Origin of the sequence: Streptomyces sp. NPDC051109 (genome assembly GCF_044455885.1) — a bacterium.
GTDB lineage: Bacteria > Actinomycetota > Actinomycetes > Streptomycetales > Streptomycetaceae > Streptomyces.
Genome location: NZ_JBITFF010000035.1, coordinates 22,592 through 36,884, shown reverse-complemented (window position 1 = coordinate 36,884; position 14,293 = coordinate 22,592). Strand labels below are relative to the sequence as shown.

Annotated in this window: 12 protein-coding genes and 2 pseudogenes; 7 read left to right on the top strand and 7 right to left on the bottom strand. The window is 70.4% G+C overall.

Annotation, left to right across the window (positions count from 1 at the left end; all coding sequences use genetic code 11):
* Positions 1-283: 283 nt before the first annotated feature.
* Positions 284-2,569, bottom strand: coding sequence for an MMPL family transporter (locus ACIBAD_RS35320; RefSeq protein WP_398910983.1), 2,286 nt, complete (start codon positions 2,567-2,569; stop codon positions 284-286).
* A gap of 175 nt (positions 2,570-2,744) precedes the next feature.
* Here ACIBAD_RS35320 and ACIBAD_RS35315 point away from each other — a divergent pair, with 175 nt between their 5' ends.
* On the top strand, positions 2,745-3,923 hold the full coding sequence (locus ACIBAD_RS35315; RefSeq protein ID WP_398910981.1) for a sensor histidine kinase: 1,179 nt from the start codon (positions 2,745-2,747) through the stop codon (positions 3,921-3,923).
* Entirely contained in the window at positions 3,898-4,560 is a 663-nt protein-coding gene (locus ACIBAD_RS35310) for a response regulator (RefSeq protein WP_398911006.1), read from the top strand. Before ACIBAD_RS35315 ends, ACIBAD_RS35310 begins: the two co-directional genes overlap by 26 nt.
* Before the next feature lie 56 nt (positions 4,561-4,616).
* Here the strand turns inward: ACIBAD_RS35310 and ACIBAD_RS35305 are convergent, their stop codons facing one another.
* Positions 4,617-5,087 (bottom strand): hypothetical protein, encoded by a 471-nt coding sequence (locus tag ACIBAD_RS35305; protein ID WP_398910979.1) that lies wholly within the window; start codon positions 5,085-5,087, stop codon positions 4,617-4,619.
* 501 nt (positions 5,088-5,588) lie between these two features.
* Here ACIBAD_RS35305 and ACIBAD_RS35300 point away from each other — a divergent pair.
* On the top strand, positions 5,589-5,762 hold the full coding sequence (locus ACIBAD_RS35300; protein WP_078626466.1) for a CsbD family protein: 174 nt from the start codon (positions 5,589-5,591) through the stop codon (positions 5,760-5,762).
* A 270-nt stretch (positions 5,763-6,032) separates the two neighbouring features.
* On the opposite strand, the gene ACIBAD_RS35295 is transcribed toward ACIBAD_RS35300, so the two are convergent.
* Entirely contained in the window at positions 6,033-8,525 is a 2,493-nt protein-coding gene (locus tag ACIBAD_RS35295) for a DUF6185 family protein (RefSeq protein WP_398910976.1), read from the bottom strand.
* 337 nt (positions 8,526-8,862) lie between these two features.
* Positions 8,863-9,182, bottom strand: a pseudogene (locus ACIBAD_RS35290) (transposase); the annotation flags it as partial.
* 232 nt (positions 9,183-9,414) lie between these two features.
* Here ACIBAD_RS35290 and ACIBAD_RS35285 point away from each other — a divergent pair.
* The gene (locus tag ACIBAD_RS35285) at positions 9,415-10,317 is read left to right on the top strand and encodes a DUF3626 domain-containing protein (protein ID WP_134068611.1); all 903 of its coding nucleotides are present in this window, start codon (positions 9,415-9,417) and stop codon (positions 10,315-10,317) included.
* On the opposite strand, the gene ACIBAD_RS35280 is transcribed toward ACIBAD_RS35285, so the two are convergent.
* Positions 10,208-10,960 (bottom strand): heavy metal-binding domain-containing protein, encoded by a 753-nt coding sequence (locus ACIBAD_RS35280; RefSeq protein WP_398910975.1) that lies wholly within the window; start codon positions 10,958-10,960, stop codon positions 10,208-10,210. The two genes, ACIBAD_RS35285 and ACIBAD_RS35280, sit on opposite strands and share 110 nt — an antisense overlap.
* Positions 10,961-11,195: 235 nt before the next feature.
* Positions 11,196-11,870 carry a hypothetical protein gene (locus ACIBAD_RS35275; RefSeq protein WP_398910973.1) on the bottom strand — a complete coding sequence of 225 codons (675 nt, stop codon included), beginning with the start codon at positions 11,868-11,870 and terminating at the stop codon, positions 11,196-11,198.
* 285 nt (positions 11,871-12,155) lie between these two features.
* On the opposite strand from ACIBAD_RS35275, the gene ACIBAD_RS35270 reads away from it, so the two are divergent.
* The 3 genes from ACIBAD_RS35270 to ACIBAD_RS35260 all read left to right on the top strand — a co-directional run bounded on the left by ACIBAD_RS35270 (position 12,156) and on the right by ACIBAD_RS35260 (position 13,082).
* Positions 12,156-12,419, top strand: coding sequence for a hypothetical protein (locus ACIBAD_RS35270; protein ID WP_398910971.1), 264 nt, complete (start codon positions 12,156-12,158; stop codon positions 12,417-12,419).
* A 115-nt stretch (positions 12,420-12,534) separates the two neighbouring features.
* Positions 12,535-12,822: a hypothetical protein gene (locus tag ACIBAD_RS35265; protein ID WP_134068607.1), complete on the top strand. Its 288-nt coding sequence runs from the start codon at positions 12,535-12,537 to the stop codon at positions 12,820-12,822.
* Positions 12,819-13,082 (top strand): hypothetical protein, encoded by a 264-nt coding sequence (locus ACIBAD_RS35260; protein ID WP_398910969.1) that lies wholly within the window; start codon positions 12,819-12,821, stop codon positions 13,080-13,082. Before ACIBAD_RS35265 ends, ACIBAD_RS35260 begins: the two co-directional genes overlap by 4 nt.
* Before the next feature lie 401 nt (positions 13,083-13,483).
* Here ACIBAD_RS35260 and ACIBAD_RS35255 read toward each other — a convergent pair.
* Positions 13,484-14,024, bottom strand: a pseudogene (locus tag ACIBAD_RS35255) (transposase family protein); the annotation flags it as partial.
* Positions 14,025-14,293 lie beyond the last annotated feature (269 nt).

The following is a 14,293-nucleotide window of genomic DNA, read 5'->3' as shown; positions in this document are numbered from 1 at the left end:
CTGCGGCGTGGTGCGTGACCGTGTGGGCGGGAGCGGTTCGAAGGCGGATTCCGCCAACCCCGGCACACTGGATTGGCCGAGCCCCTGCCTTCGTCACTTACGTGTTCAGGCCCTGTGCGGTGCAGTGCGCCGACGGCCCCTTGACTCGATGTCTACCGCCGCACCTTCGGTCACGCGCCCGGATCCCGCCCCACCGCGTGACGCGAGACCAAGGCTCCTGTTCCTCGCTTGGACACCCCGAACAGCGGCGTCAGTTGGAGGGGGAGCCGGACAGGGAGTGGGGTCAACTCTCGACCAGCCGTGGACGAGGACCCTCGCCCGTGGATTTCGCGTCGGTGGCGTCGGCGGTGTCGATGCCGACCGGGCCTCGGGGAAGCAGCCGGTCCAGCCACGTGGGCAGCCACCAGTTGGCCCGGCCGAGGAGCGTCATGGTCGCCGGTACCAGCACCATACGTACGACCGTGGCGTCGATGAAGATCGCGGTGGCCAGGCCGAGCCCGAACATTTTGGCGGAGGGGTCGTCGGCGACGGCGAAGGACAGGAAGACCGCCACCATGATGAGGGCGGCCGACGTGATGATCCGGGCGGTGCCGGAGACGCCCTCCACGATCGCCGTGCCGTTGTCGCCGGTGCGCACGTACTCCTCACGGACACGCGCGAGGAGGAACACCTCGTAGTCCATCGACAAGCCGAACAGGATGGCGAAGAGGAACATCGGGATGAACGACACGACCGGAACCGTCGCCTCCAGTCCGATGAGCGCGCCTCCCCAGCCCCACTGGAAGACCGCGACCATGATCCCGTAGGCCGCGCCGATGCTCAGCAGGTTCAGCAGCACCGCCTTGAGCGGTACGACGACCGAGCGGAAGACCGGCGTCAAGAAGAGGAACGAGAGCGCCAGCACGGCGGCGATGAACACCGGCAGGCGCTGGCTGGTGCGTTGGCCCACGTCGGACAGGCTCGCGGCGGCGCCGCCGACGTGGGCCCTGGCCGGGCCCTCCCCGATCGCCGTGGGAAGCACCTCGGTGCGCAGCCGGGTGATGGTGTCGGCCGTGGCCTTGTCCTGAGGGCTGGTGGTCGGGAACACCACGAGGGTCGCGATGCCCGTGGCCCGATCGATGTGTGTCGGCGCGACGGATGCGATGCCCGGATCCGCGGCGACCGCCGTGACGAGACGGTCCACCACTCCCCGATCGCCGGAGGGGTCCGCGGCGATGACGAGGGGACCGTTGGTGCCCGGGCCGAACCCCTCGGCGACGAGGTCGTAGGCGCGGCGTTCCGTACGGCTCTGCGGCAGTGAGCCGTCGTCGGGCAGGCCGACGCGCAGGCCGAGCACGGGCAGCGCCGCCGTCAGCAGCAGCGCCGCCGCGCCGACCGCGTACAGCACCGGGTGCCGGCTGACATGGCCGATCCAGCGCCGCCACCCGACGGCGGAGGCGGCGCCCGCCGCCGTGTCCCGCCGTCGGTCGATTCGGCCCGACCGCCTGGCCCGCAGAGCCCGGACGATCCGGCCGGCCTGGCCCAGCCTCGGGCCGGCCGCGCCGAGGAAGGCCGGCAGTAGCGTCACCGACGCGAGCACCATGGTCAGGACGACGATCGAGACTGCCAGACCGCCCACCGTCATGAACGGCACGTTCGCGACCGCCATGCCGAGGATCGATACGACGACGGTGCCGCCGGCGAAGACCACGGGCCGCCCCGCCGTGGCCACCGCCCGTCCGGCTGCCTCGTGCGGGTCGAGCCCGCGCGCGAGGTACTCCCGGTGTCCGGCGAGCACGAACAGCGCGTAGTCGATGCCCACTCCGAGCCCGACCATGCTGCCCAGGACCGGTGCGAAGGCGGGGACGTCCGTCACCCCCGCCAGTACCGTCATCGTGGCAACGCCGACGGTCAGCCCGAAGACCGCCATGCCGATCGGCAGCGCGGCGGCGACGAGCGAACCGAACGCCAGGAACAGGATCGCGGCGGCGGCAAGGATCCCGATCAACTCGCTTGCGCCGCCGTCGGGGTCGGAGAAGGCGTAGAAGAGGCTCCCGCCCATCTCGATCCGCAGGGGCAGCTCGGCGCGCAGCCGGTCGCCGAGATCGACGAGGGCGTCGAGGTCCTCGGCCGACAGTCGGCTCTGGTCGGGGTACTGCACCCGGACGACCGCGATCCGTCCGTCGGCCGAGACGAGTCCGCCGCGCACGGCGGTGTCCCCGCCTGCGTCGAGTGCCCGCGCCGGGTCGCTCGTGCCGAGCACGTGCGGCAGCCGCTTCACCTCGGTCTGCAGCCGCGTGAGAGCGATGCGCGCGCTGTCGCTGTCGCTGCCGAAGAAGGTCGCACCGCCGTCGCGGGGGGTGACGACGACCTGGGCGGTCATCCCCTCCTGACCCGTGCCGGCCCGCTCTATCAGTTGCGCGGCCCGTTGGGAGTCCAGTCCCGGAGCGGTCATCGAGTCGGCGGTCCGCCCGCCGAAGGCGACGGCGGCGAGGACGGCGAGCATGGCGGCGAGCAGCCACGCCGCGATCACCCGCCAGGGATGGATGGCGGCGCTTGTGCCCAGGCGCAACAGGGCTTTCGAGAGCATCGGGTCCTCCAACCACCTCGTCGGCCGTCCTTGTACGGCCGCCGATGCCGAGGCTCCTCGCCACGGCGCTCTGCGGCATCGGCTCGCGGGCCGCGGATCCGTCGGCCTCAAGTCGGAGTGACGCCCCGTCCTTTCGGCCGATGCGCGGCACTGCGCGGCCCCTAGGCTGGGAACCGTGCTCCGAGACGACCTGCGAACCCTGTGGACCGAGCCCCGGCCGCCCGGCACACCCGCCCGGGTGCGGAGGGACTGGGTGCTGCTCGCCGCGGGCCTGGGCGCTGTGGTGCTGGAGGCCACCTTGCGCGAGGACGTCGTGTGGCGGCCGGTGGCGGTGGTGTTCGCCGTATGGCTGTGCCTGCTGCCCCTGTGGCGCCGGACCCGCCCGCTGGCGATGGTCACGCTGGGGTTCGGCTCGGTGATCCTGCTCCAGGTGGCTTCGCTCGTCGCCGCGCCGCGCGAGCCCGTCGGCCTGCACACCGGCGCCGTCGTGCTCGTGCTGGTGTACGCGCTGCCCCGGTGGGGATCGGGACGGGAGATCGTACTGGGCAGCGCGGTGATCTTCGCGGCCTTCGCGCTGTGTGCCGTCACGGACGAGACTCCGGCCGTCGAACAGTTCGCGGGCCTTGTCTTCCTGCTGCTGCCCGGATTGATCGGGGCTGCCGTGCGGTTCCGGGTGGCCGCTCGCGAGCGGGAGTGGGAGCAGGTACGCTCCCGCGAGCGTGAGCGGCTCGCCCGGGAACTGCACGACACGGTGGCCCACCACGTCTCGGCCATAGTGATCCGCGCCCAGGCGGGCCGGGTGCTCGCGGGCACCGACCCCTCCGCCGCCGTCGAGGCGCTGGAGGGAGTCGAGGAGGAAGGGGCGCGCACGCTGGAGGAGATGCGAGCCATGGTCGCCGCGCTGCGCGACCGCGGGGTCGGCGCCGAACTGGCGCCACCTGCCGGCGTGGCGGACCTGGAGCGCCTGGTGCGCGCGCCGGGTGGTCGTCTCAGGGTCGACCTGGGGCTCGACGGCGAGCTGGACGCGCTGCCCCCGGCCGTGGACGCGGCCGTCTACCGCATCGTGCAGGAGTCGGTGACCAACGCGATGCGCCATGCGGTCAGTGCGACCGAGGTCGTCGTCCGGGTGACCGCGGAACGGCGTACGGTACGGGTGAGTGTGCGCGACAACGGTCAACGCACCGGCCGGGGTCGCGACGGATACGGACTTGCCGGACTGCGCGAGCGCGCGGCTCTGCTCGGCGGCGTACTACAAGCCGGCCCAGGCACCGACGAGGGCTGGCATGTCGAAGCCGAGCTGCCGAGGGCGAGGAGGGAGAGCGATGGCCATTCGCGTCCGCGTCCTCGTCGCTGACGACCAGACCATCATCCGCACCGGGCTGCGCATCATGCTGAACGCCCAGCCCGGCATCGAGGTGGTCGGCGAGGCCGCCGACGGACAGCAGGCGGTACGCCTGGCACGCGAACTCCGTCCGGACGTCTGCCTGTTCGACATCCGCATGCCCGTACTCGACGGGCTTGAGGCCACCCGGCTGATCGCCGGCCCGGGCGTCGCCGACCCGCTGGCCGTGGTCGTCATCACCACGTTCGACCTCGACGAGTACGTGTACGGCTCACTGCGTGCCGGCGCCCGAGGATTCCTCCTCAAGGACACGGGACCGGACCTTCTGGCGCAGGCCGTACGGTCGGCGTCCGACGGTGAGGCGCTCATCGCGCCCAGCGTCACCGTCCGTCTGCTCCAGGCCTTCTCGGACCTGCCCGCCGGCCGGCCCGCGGCCCAGCCGGTCTCCCCGGTCACCGCCCGCGAGGAGCAGGTGCTCCTCGCCGTCGCTCGCGGGCTGACCAACACCGAGATCGCCGATGCGCTGCACATCAGCCTCAGCACGGTGAAGACGCATCTGGCCAGCCTGATGGCGAAACTCGGCGCCCGCAATCGGGTCGAGATCGCGATGTGGGCCTACGAGACCCGCCGCATCCTCCCCGGAACCTGAGCCGGGGCGCCGGGCGCCTGGCCATGAGCCCTCTCCCGGACTACGCAGCGCGGCGGTCACGCGGCCGTCACCGGCCGCGGCTGCCGAGAACGCGCGTCCAGCCGACCGGACACACGGAGGCTCACGGCAAGGCGAGGACCTCGGCCCCGGATCCGGCCGGCCTGGCTGAGGCGGTGGACGTCGGCGAGGTCGGCCAGTGGGCATGTTTTGCCGAGGTCGGGGGGTGAGCACGTCGGCGTCGACGAGTTCGGACGAGCGCCCGCAGGTCCGCGACGTCGCAGCTTTACCCGCGGACGCCGACTGATCACGTTCTGAACGCGGGCCAGAGTCCAGGGTTCGTCTTCGAAGCCGTGCGCCGACGGCCCCTTGCCGAGCTCTTCCTCCAGCACGGCGAACTGGGCATCGGTGACGGTCGGGGAGTTCGCCGGGCCCGTCGAGCGCAAGGCCTCCATGCCGCCCTCGCGCCGCCAGGCGCGGCGCCGGCGCTCCACCGACCGCACGCTCACCCGCTGCTCTTTCGCGGCCACTACGGTCTTCCCACCCGCCGCGCACCTCTCGCCAGCCAGAAGCCGGATCCCCTCACGAAACGCCCGACCGCTCAGCGGTCAGGCCCCCCTCCGGATACCTCACCCACCGGCATACCGCAGGGATCATCAACCGCCACTACCCGACGGCTACCCGAAAACCCTCGGTAGGTTGCCGCAGTCGTTCCGCCTCCTTGCCCATGCGTCTCCTCTGTGCAGCGCGGCGAACAGCGTCGGAGATGGTCAGCATCAGCCGGAAAGCCGCCGCAGAGAGCCGGGCGGCCTCACCCCCGACTCTGCGAGCGGATCAAGAGCGAGCACGGCAGCGGGATCGGGAGCGGGCGCGGATGGAACATCGGCGTGCACCGTCCGCAGGAAACCGTCACGCGTTCATACCCGCGGGCCGGCCCCGCCAGCTCTCCGAAGGAGCGCACCTGTTTGGGAAGCCGTCCAGCGGTCATACGGGCGTTGTAAGGCGTTCCGTCGAAGAGGGAGTGATCAGCTGTGTCTGGTGAGCAGAAGGCCGAGGCGAAGGGCGAGCAGGCCAAGGGCAAGCTCAAGGAGACCGCCGGCCGCCTGACGGGCAATGAGCGGCTGACCGCCGAGGGCCGTGCGGAGCAGGCCAAGGGCGATGCCCGGGAGGCCAAGGAGAAGGTCAAGGACACCTTCAAGCACTGAGACTCCCGCCTCACGCGACGGGGCCGGGACTGCAGAAGCGGTCCCGGCCCCTTTCCCGTGCCCCGTTCCCTCGGTGGCCTCCGCGCCCCCCACATCACCGGATGGACGGCGCTCGCCCGCCATCCGCTCCCGCTGTGGGCCTGGACACCGGCTGCCTGCCCCACCAGGCGGCCGTAGCCGGGAGTGGCCACGGTCGGATCATCTGCACCGTTCGTCAGCCGACCCGCGAGTCTCCGGTCGGTACCGGTGACGGCGGCGTGCGGAGAGCCGCTACCGGGGGGAAGGGGGTGCGGTCGGACCTCCCTCTTTGAACGCCTTCCAGACCGTAAGCAGCGCTACGATCTGAGCCAGGCAGAACGCCACGGAGGCGAAGCGCATCTGGTAGACGTACAGGACGAGGCCGGCGTTGGACGGCCAGTAGCGTCGTTCGCTCTGGAACGTCTGGAGGTCCATGACCAGGCCGGTGCAGGTCATCACCGAGGCGAAGGCGGCGATGGCTGCGATCGTGCCCTGCATGGCGTCGCCAGTGATCTGGGCGATGAGCTGGTGGAATCCGACCGGGACGGCGAGGGCGACGGACACGTAGACGGCCTTCGTCGGCCCGTGTCGGCCGGGAAGATCACGCCACAACCCGCCCAGGAAGAAGCCTCCGCCCACCCATGTCACGTGCCAGTAGATGACGTCAAGGACCGCCTGGAGGAACCCTGTGGGGTTCTCCGCCATCACGCGCCACGAATCGCCGCGGACGAAGTCGATCCAGTACATCAGCCCGGTGGCGGGGAGGCCGATGATGCAGGCGATGAGCGCGCACCGGCAGGCGTTGCCCCACCACGTGGCCATGGGGCCGATAGCGAACGGCAGGTCGATGGGCCTGACCCCTTCCGGCAGGCACTGGTCCAGCTGGTCGATCTCCCGTTCGACGGCTTGCTGTGAAGCGGACTGTTCGGCCGCTGATCCGGAACCGGGTTGCTGCAGCCGGGCCTGCAACTCCCGGTAGTGCCGTGCCAGGCGCATCCATTGCGACCGGTCGGTCCGTGAAATGACCTCGCCCAGCGGGGAATTGCCTTCGGTTGGCTGTTCCAGCACGGACTTCGACAGCCCCATGGCCAGCAGGGCCCACGCCGCGGCGATGGCTAGGATCAGCGTCGTAATGTAACCGGAGAATCCAAAATACCATGCGAAATTGGGCACCACGACGATGGCGAAGAAGATCACGAACACGGATTTCTCCGCCGCGTTGGGCGTGAAGGAATCGGCCTGGTGCTGTTCGGCCCTGCACACCCGCAGGGCTCCCACCAGAGCCAACGGCGTCAGGAAGAGGGCGATGTCCACCAGCGTCGACAGCGCGTTCGCCGAGAACCACCACCACCACGCGTCGTAGGCCGTGACCCACGGCGAGCCGAAGGAGGCTGGTGCGGCGTCGTTGAGCCAGGACCTGCGCTCCCAGCTGCGGTCCAGGGAGACGAACGCCCAGAGCATGGCCATGGCCGTCGTACCGGCCGCGACCCACACCTGCGCCCATTGCGACAGGCCTCTGCCGCCCAGGATCAGGAGTCGCTGACCGCTGGCGACCATGCCCAGGCACCACAGAAAGACCGGCAGGGAGTCGAGCAGCACCGCCAGCCCGAGACCGGTACCGCGGATCTCGACGTCACTGGTGAGAAGCAGCCCGGAACGGGACATCTCGGCGGCTACGCACAGGGAGGCCGTGCAGGCGGCGAGTGCGCACACGACGACGAGCAGCCATCTCTTCAGCCGCCCGAAGAAGCACAGGACGAGTCCGATGAACAGTGCCGAAAACAGGTCGACCGTCGGCTCGTAATCGCCCTTCCACCCGATCTGGCCGTGAAGGAGCCGGTAGAGGTCGTCGCCCATGTACGCAACCAGAGTGATCAGCGCCAGGATCAGGGACCATGCGTACAGCCCCCTCAGCGCCTCGTTCTCCGCCGGAAGGGGACGGCGCCCCATGCCCCGACGCAACCGCCTGCCGGCGACGAAGGCGAGCACGGCGGTCGCGACCCCCGAGAACGCCCCTGATGCGCCGAAGATGCCCAGGGCTTGCCAGGCATCCCCGTCTGTCTGGGTCAACGCCGCCCATTGTTGCGCCGCAGGTGGTCTGAAGGCGACGTCGGGGACGCCGGGGACGGCGATCTGGGTCCTGTTGTGCCAGGTCAGTTCCGTGCGGTCCCCACCGAACGTCGGCGGCGGCCACGCTGACATGGCGGCGGGCCCGCCCAGCCGTACGCGTACGTTCTCCCACGTCGCCTTGGCCAGACTCGGGGGAGCTCTCAGCCGGATCTCCCACTCGTCCTTGCCTGCCGTCAGGGTCCACAGGCCCACTTCGTAGGTGTCGAGTCCCTGGACCCAGTTGACAGCCTCGTAGTGGATGGCGACCCATGCGCCGGAGAGCTTCACCGAAAGCGGTTTCAACCGCCATTCGCTGTCCTCGTACGGCTTCCCGCGCAGGTACGCCTGGACGGTGGCCCCCTTTCCCAAAAGGCAGCGCAGCGCGTCGCGGTAGAGGGGGGCGTGTGTGTCGAGGAGCAGGTCAGGGGTCCGCTCCCAGCCTGCCGGAATCTTGATGTCCGCGACGCTGGTGAGCACGCTGTTGTCCTGGCCGCGGTGGACGAATTCCGCCGACGTGGTGACCTCCGCGCCGGCGAGCCGGTCAGGATCGCAGGAGTGGCCCCGAGGGGGATCAGCGGCGTACACGGGGCTCAGCGTGAGCAGGGACAGGAGCACCACGAGCGCGAAGAGCAGCATGTGAGGCCTGAGGTGGAGCACCGCTCCAGGATCGTCCCCGGTGAGCCCGCGTCGCTCCCGGCAGCGCGGCTACGCGCGCCCAGGTTCACCTTCTCGGGCGAGTGCGGGGCGGCCGCGGTGCGAAACCGGTTCAGGCAGTCGAGCTGCACTGTCAGCGGGCTCCCGACTGGTCGGTCACCACTGACCCTCCGGTTCCGCAACGGCCAACGATGGATGGCCGCAGCGCATCCGGCGCCGGCGGCAGCCCCTCGGCCGGATCCTGATCCGCCTTGCGCCGGTTCCAGCGGGCGGTGACCGCGACCGGGCAGCACCGCGGACCCTGGTCGTTGGCGTACGCCAGGCGGCGGTAGCCGATGAGGGCTGCCGCGATGCCGACGAAGGCGAGGAAGTGCTCGGCCGTGCGCTCGTATCGCCGCTTCAGACGCCGGCATCCGGCGAGCCAGGACACGTGCGTTCGACGACCCAGCGGTGGCGGCCAAGACGCTGCAAGGTCTCGACGCCCTTGCGGGCGATGCGGTGCCGGATCCTCCGACCGCTGAGCCACCGCCGCAGGTGGTCGTGGTCGTAGCCCTTGTCCGCGTGGAGCTTGTCCGGGTGTCGGCGTCGTGGACCTCGGCGGGAGCGTATCGGCGGGATGCCGCGGACAAGTGGCTGCAGGCCAAAGCGGGCGTATGACCTCAGTCGGCGGCTCCACCCGCCGAAACGGTTCCCACAACCCGTCCGGGACCAGCCGCTCCACCAGATCCGTCATGAACTGCTCAGCGACCCCCAAAGCCAAAGTAAGCGAGGTCTCAGGGGCGTCTGGCGATAAGCGTCCCGCGACGCCCGGACAAGCTGGCGGTGGGCAATTCATGTGCACCCGATGATCAAGTTGGGGGACACTGTGCCGATGAGCCCCTCAGCTTCTCAGACATCGCAGGAACGGGCCCTTCGACATGTCGCAGAATTGGCGTCGGGGCCTCCGTTGGACTCGGCGCTGCGGGTGACCTTGAACTTCCACCCGGACCGCCTCTTGCACGCCAAGCCGATCCTGGACGTCATGGCCGAAGACGGCACCTACCGCTCGCAGTTCGTCACGGGGACCAGCAACGGTGGACTGACCGCGCATCCAGGTGGCGATCGGTGGCGCTGGGAGAGCCGAATCTTCGGCGGGGCCTATGACGAAGGGACCGCGGATGAACGGCCTGTCTACGGCGCGTTGAACTTCCGTCGCAAACCGGTCGGCGCGGCGCCGCGGTTCGGCTCCGCCCACTTCCGGCTGACTGCCGAGACGCTCGCGCGGACCACGTTCTGCTATCCGGATAGTTTCCTCGAACCGTCAGATTTCGGTGTTGCGGCCCGCATGGGGCTCATTGAGCTTGCCCTGGCCGACAGTCAGGACGAGCTCGACGACTACATCGAGGCGCAGGTGCACGGGCCAGTCCGGCTGCGCGACCATGTGGAGGCGCTGGTCCTGGACCCCTGCTACCGAGATACGACCGTTGAGGCCGCGGCTGTGCGTACTGGCTGCCCAGTGGAGTGGCACCCGGGCTTCCGACTCATGATTGAGGAACTCCGCCGTCATCCCGACTACCGCGGTCAGGAGTACGTCGACTTGGCCACGCAGATCGCGGTCGACGGCGTGCTCGATCCTCGGATCGTCGGAAATGCTGCACGCGCCGGCCGCTACGACCCCCAGGCGGTCAAGAAGGTGTGGCACTACCTGGCGCGATTCGGGGCACCCCCGAAGGCCACTGGCAGGCAGGCGACTCCGGAAGCGACGGGGGGAGTTGTACTCGACAGCCTTCGTTGAGGCGGTCAACGGTACGGCCGACCGCTTGACCGTGGCCGCGGCCAAGGCGAGCAGCACCAGCCTGCTCCTCGTTCGGGGCGGTCCAGCGAGTCCTGCGGGTGGTGCGCCAGTCGTCGTGGCGGCCGCAGACGGCAAGGCCGAAGGCGAGTCCGGTGGGCACCCAGCCGGAGTGGATCAGTCGGGCGAAGTCCTGGCCGCCGAGGTGGGAGGTGAACGGCAGGCCGGGCCGGATCCGTGAGCGGGCGCGGACGGCGGTGCCCCGTACGGTGCACTCCAGGTCCCCGAGCCGCGCGTGGTCGAAGTCCAGGCTCACCCCGACGATCCCGTCCCCGCCGAGCGCGCGGCATTCGTCCACCGCACGGACCAGCGCCCGTTTGCGGGCGGTGTACAGCGCCTGGGGCAGGGGCTCGTAGGTGGAGGCCCAGCGGGAGGGCTTCGGGTGACCGTCGGCGGACGGGGCCGGCCACGCACCGGGGCAGCCCCAGGCGCCCGTGTAGCCGATGGTGAAGACGGTGGTGCCGAGGACGTGCCCGAGCGGGTCGAACCCGGCGGAGGTGACGGCGGCGAGCTCCGGGGCCGACAGGAAGGAGTTCCAGGTACCGGCATCGGTCTGTGCCGGACCGGCGTCGTGCGGGTGTGTCATCGGCCCCTGCGCCATCGCCCTTCCGGCTCTCGGCGCCCGGCTGTGCGGCGGACGCGTGTGCGTGCGTGTCGTCTTGCACGGCACGGCACGGCACGGCACGCGAACTGCGGCGCACCGACGGGCAGTTTATCGGCGCGACCATCCGAAAGAGTGAAGATCGCGAACTTCGACACGCGAGCGCGGCGGCCCCCCGTCCGGGGCGGGACGGGGGGCCGGGTCATGCGCGGGCGATGGCTCAGCGTTCCTGGACGAACGTGCCGCCCGTGCGGGACCCCTCGGAGCAGGAACGCTTCTCCGCGGCGGTCATCTTCCGGCTCTTCACCACGACCGCATTGCTCTTGCCATCGGTGCCGTTCTGGACCGGGCCGGTGATGGTGTCCTGGAAGTACCAGTAGTAGTGCCCCCACTTGGGGCTGTCGTAGTGGGTCTGCCAGGTGCCGGAGACCTTCTGCATCACCTGGGCGCGCGAGATCCAGCCCACCTCGCCGGGCTTGACCGTCATGTTGAGGGAGCTGCTCTCCGAGTGGGAGCTCGACCAACTGTGACTGTAACTGGCGGTTATGCTCAGGTCCACGATCCCCGCGATCTTGCCTCCGGCGGTGACGGAGACGCCCAGGGAGTCGGTGGATCCCACCGTGTCGTCCCACGTCATCGCCTGAGTGGCGTCGGACGTGCTGCAGTTGAAGAGGGAGTTCGACACCTGCCGGAACTCGCCCAGGTACGCCTCCTCGAACCGGGGCGAGTTGAACGTGCACTTGCCCTCGCCCGAGGCGCAGTCCGCCATGAGCAGCTGCCGTGTGGGCTGGTCGGCGGCAGACGCCGGAAGGGTGGCCGCCGCCGCGACGGCGCAGGCCGCGATCGTCGTGGTCAGCGTGCGGGCTGCGTAGCGCCGGACGCGGTTCGTTGTCATCGTGGAGCCTCTCGCCGTACTGGGGGGGCCGGTGAACCGCCGTACGGCGGCGGCGCATCCCACCACCACCGACCGCACGTTCCCTCACCGCCTGTTGCTCCTGAGATTCTCCGGGTCGGTACGAGGCCGACGGCGTAAATCAGTCACGCCGAAGACCGCGTGGTCGTCACCGGGGACGGCGCGGGCGGGGGAGCCCGCGGCGGGTCTGCGGCGTCCAAGTGGCCACGATCAACCACGGCGTCGTGAGGAGGCAGGCGGATCGGTGCGTGGAAGACGAGTGCGGCCGTGCCGGCCGGCATGGCGCTGGTGGCGGCCGCCGGCTGCGGCGGCTCGGGCTCCCGGGCCACCGGCGGGGGTCGTACGGGCACCGGAGATGCGGTCGCCGCGGCGGTGGTCGTCACTGACGCGGACAACGGGTGCCGGATGTGTCTGCCGCTGCACGGCAGCGTACGGGTCCCCCTGCCCGGGGCGGCCGCGGGCGGGCAGGCCGCCACCGAGCAGCACGCCGGCCACAAGCGAGAGATGACGCTCATTCGGCGCACCTCGTGAACGTTCGGCAGTACGCGGACTGAGCGCATCGCAGCCCCCCTTCGGCGCCATGCGCCGTACTCGGTCACAGCGACGGGGCGGGCCGGTACGGTGGTGCCGACGGAAGGAGCACGACGTGAGCGCCATAACGGAAGACCGCCACGAGCCCGGTGTCCCGCGCACCGCGAACGCCATCGCTGCCGCTCTTGCCCCGGGGCGCAAGGGGGTGTTCCTGGAGGAGCTGCTCGCGGCCCAGGCCGGCGACGGCCAGCTCGCGGTGATGGAGCGCTGGCACATGCGAGCCACGGCCGACTCCACCCGGACCGACGCGGACCGCAGCGAGGTTGCGGCCCTGCGCGCGGGCGGCCGCTCCGGCGTCCGCGACCTGGACCAGGTCCTGGCGGCCCTGGCGCACCACCGGTGAGCCACGGTCTGACCGATCAGGCCGCCGCCGTACTCGGGGCCATGGCCGACAAGGCGCCGGAGGTGTTCGCGGCGGTGGTGCGGTTCCTGCCGGTGATCACGGGGGCGCACGAGGCCGGACAGCTCCCCGAAGGCGCGAGCCCCGCAGACTCGTGGGGAGACCTTTACGACCTGCCGGTACCCGGGGCCCCGGTGCTCGTGGAGTTCTTCACGGGCGACCCCGAGGCGCTGACCATCACCCGCATCACGTGGATGGCCTAGCCGGGCACACTGCCGGCCCCCCAGCTGCTCACACAGCCACCGGCCGCTTCTTGCGGCAGGGACCGCGCGCTGGGCGCGACGAGACCCTGCGCGACCTACGTCGCCGGTCGTGATCGCCTGGGCTGCGATGCGGACGCGTCGGTGGAGGCCGGGGTGGCGCCTGTGGAGCCGGGGCCGGCTGGCTCGGGCACCGGTCGTTCCCGTGCGGGCTTACGCCGTCCGGGGCCCGGTACTGCGCCGTGCCTGCCGGATGGGGGACCTCAGATGGACGTTGTTGGTCACTCTGCCCTGGGAGCGTCCCAAGACCTCACATCCATCGTCATCCACACGAGCGCCTGGGCTGTCCCGCAGTTGGTCTTGCAGCCCGTTGGGTGTGCTGAATCGGCCAGTCGGCGGTCTGACTACGCAACCTGAAGAAGGTTGTGAAGGCGGGCGATTCCTAGAATGGCGTGGTGTACGTCGCCCTTGAGGCGGCAGTCCCGCAGGTTCTTCCTGGTCTTCATCCGGGCGAAGACGTGCGCGGCGCGGGGCCGGACCTGCTTGTGTGAGCGGTTGTGCTCCTGCTTCCACTCGTAGAGCTCGCCGCCGGCGGGGCGGCGGTTTGCGATGACGAGTCCGGTGCCCGGGCAACCGTCGTCGGCGATTGTCGTGGCCTTCCCACGGCTGCCTTCGCCCGGGATTCGGCCCATGCTTTGCAGTCGTTGCGTTTTCCTGGCACCGGCCGTCCGACCGCGACGACCCAGCGGGTGTCGGCATCGATGACGACTTGGTGGTTCGTCGAGCAGCGGTAGTTGACCGCTCGGCAACGGTGTGATCCCGGGTGGGGACGAGGGGGGTGCCGTCGACGATGAGCAGGGTGTCATGGCGGAAGCGCTGCCGCTGCTTGAGGGCAAGCTGCGGCCCGTTGGGGTCGATGATCCGGTCGGCGCTGGACTTGGAGAGTGTCGGGGTCACGGTCTGCCCCGGTGCGCACCCCGCCGGTCCGCCCCACCTCCGCGCGGCAATCGAACCCCGCGGGAGTCCCGGACCGGCCTCACAGCCGCTCTGCCGCGCCACCACCGGACGTACGGCAGTCCGGACCCGACCATTACGAGAGAGAAAACGATGATCCCTCAGGGACGCCCCACGATGACCGCGTGCGACGGTGCGACATCCCGTGAGTTCCCGTGGCTCTTGCTGGTGTCCTGATCCCTGGCGTGGGGTTCCCTCTC

Bases quoted from the DNA above. Each gene is read 5' to 3' on its own strand.
- ACIBAD_RS35320 (WP_398910983.1), bottom strand. From the start codon at position 2,569: ATGCTCTCGAAAGCCCTGTTGCGCCTGGGCACAAGCGCCGCCATCCAT.
- ACIBAD_RS35295 (WP_398910976.1), bottom strand. From the start codon at position 8,525: ATGCTGCTCTTCGCGCTCGTGGTGCTCCTGTCCCTGCTCACGCTGAGC.
- ACIBAD_RS35285 (WP_134068611.1), top strand. From the start codon at position 9,415: ATGAGCCCCTCAGCTTCTCAGACATCGCAGGAACGGGCCCTTCGACAT.
- ACIBAD_RS35280 (WP_398910975.1), bottom strand. From the start codon at position 10,960: ATGACACACCCGCACGACGCCGGTCCGGCACAGACCGATGCCGGTACC.
- ACIBAD_RS35275 (WP_398910973.1), bottom strand. From the start codon at position 11,870: ATGACAACGAACCGCGTCCGGCGCTACGCAGCCCGCACGCTGACCACG.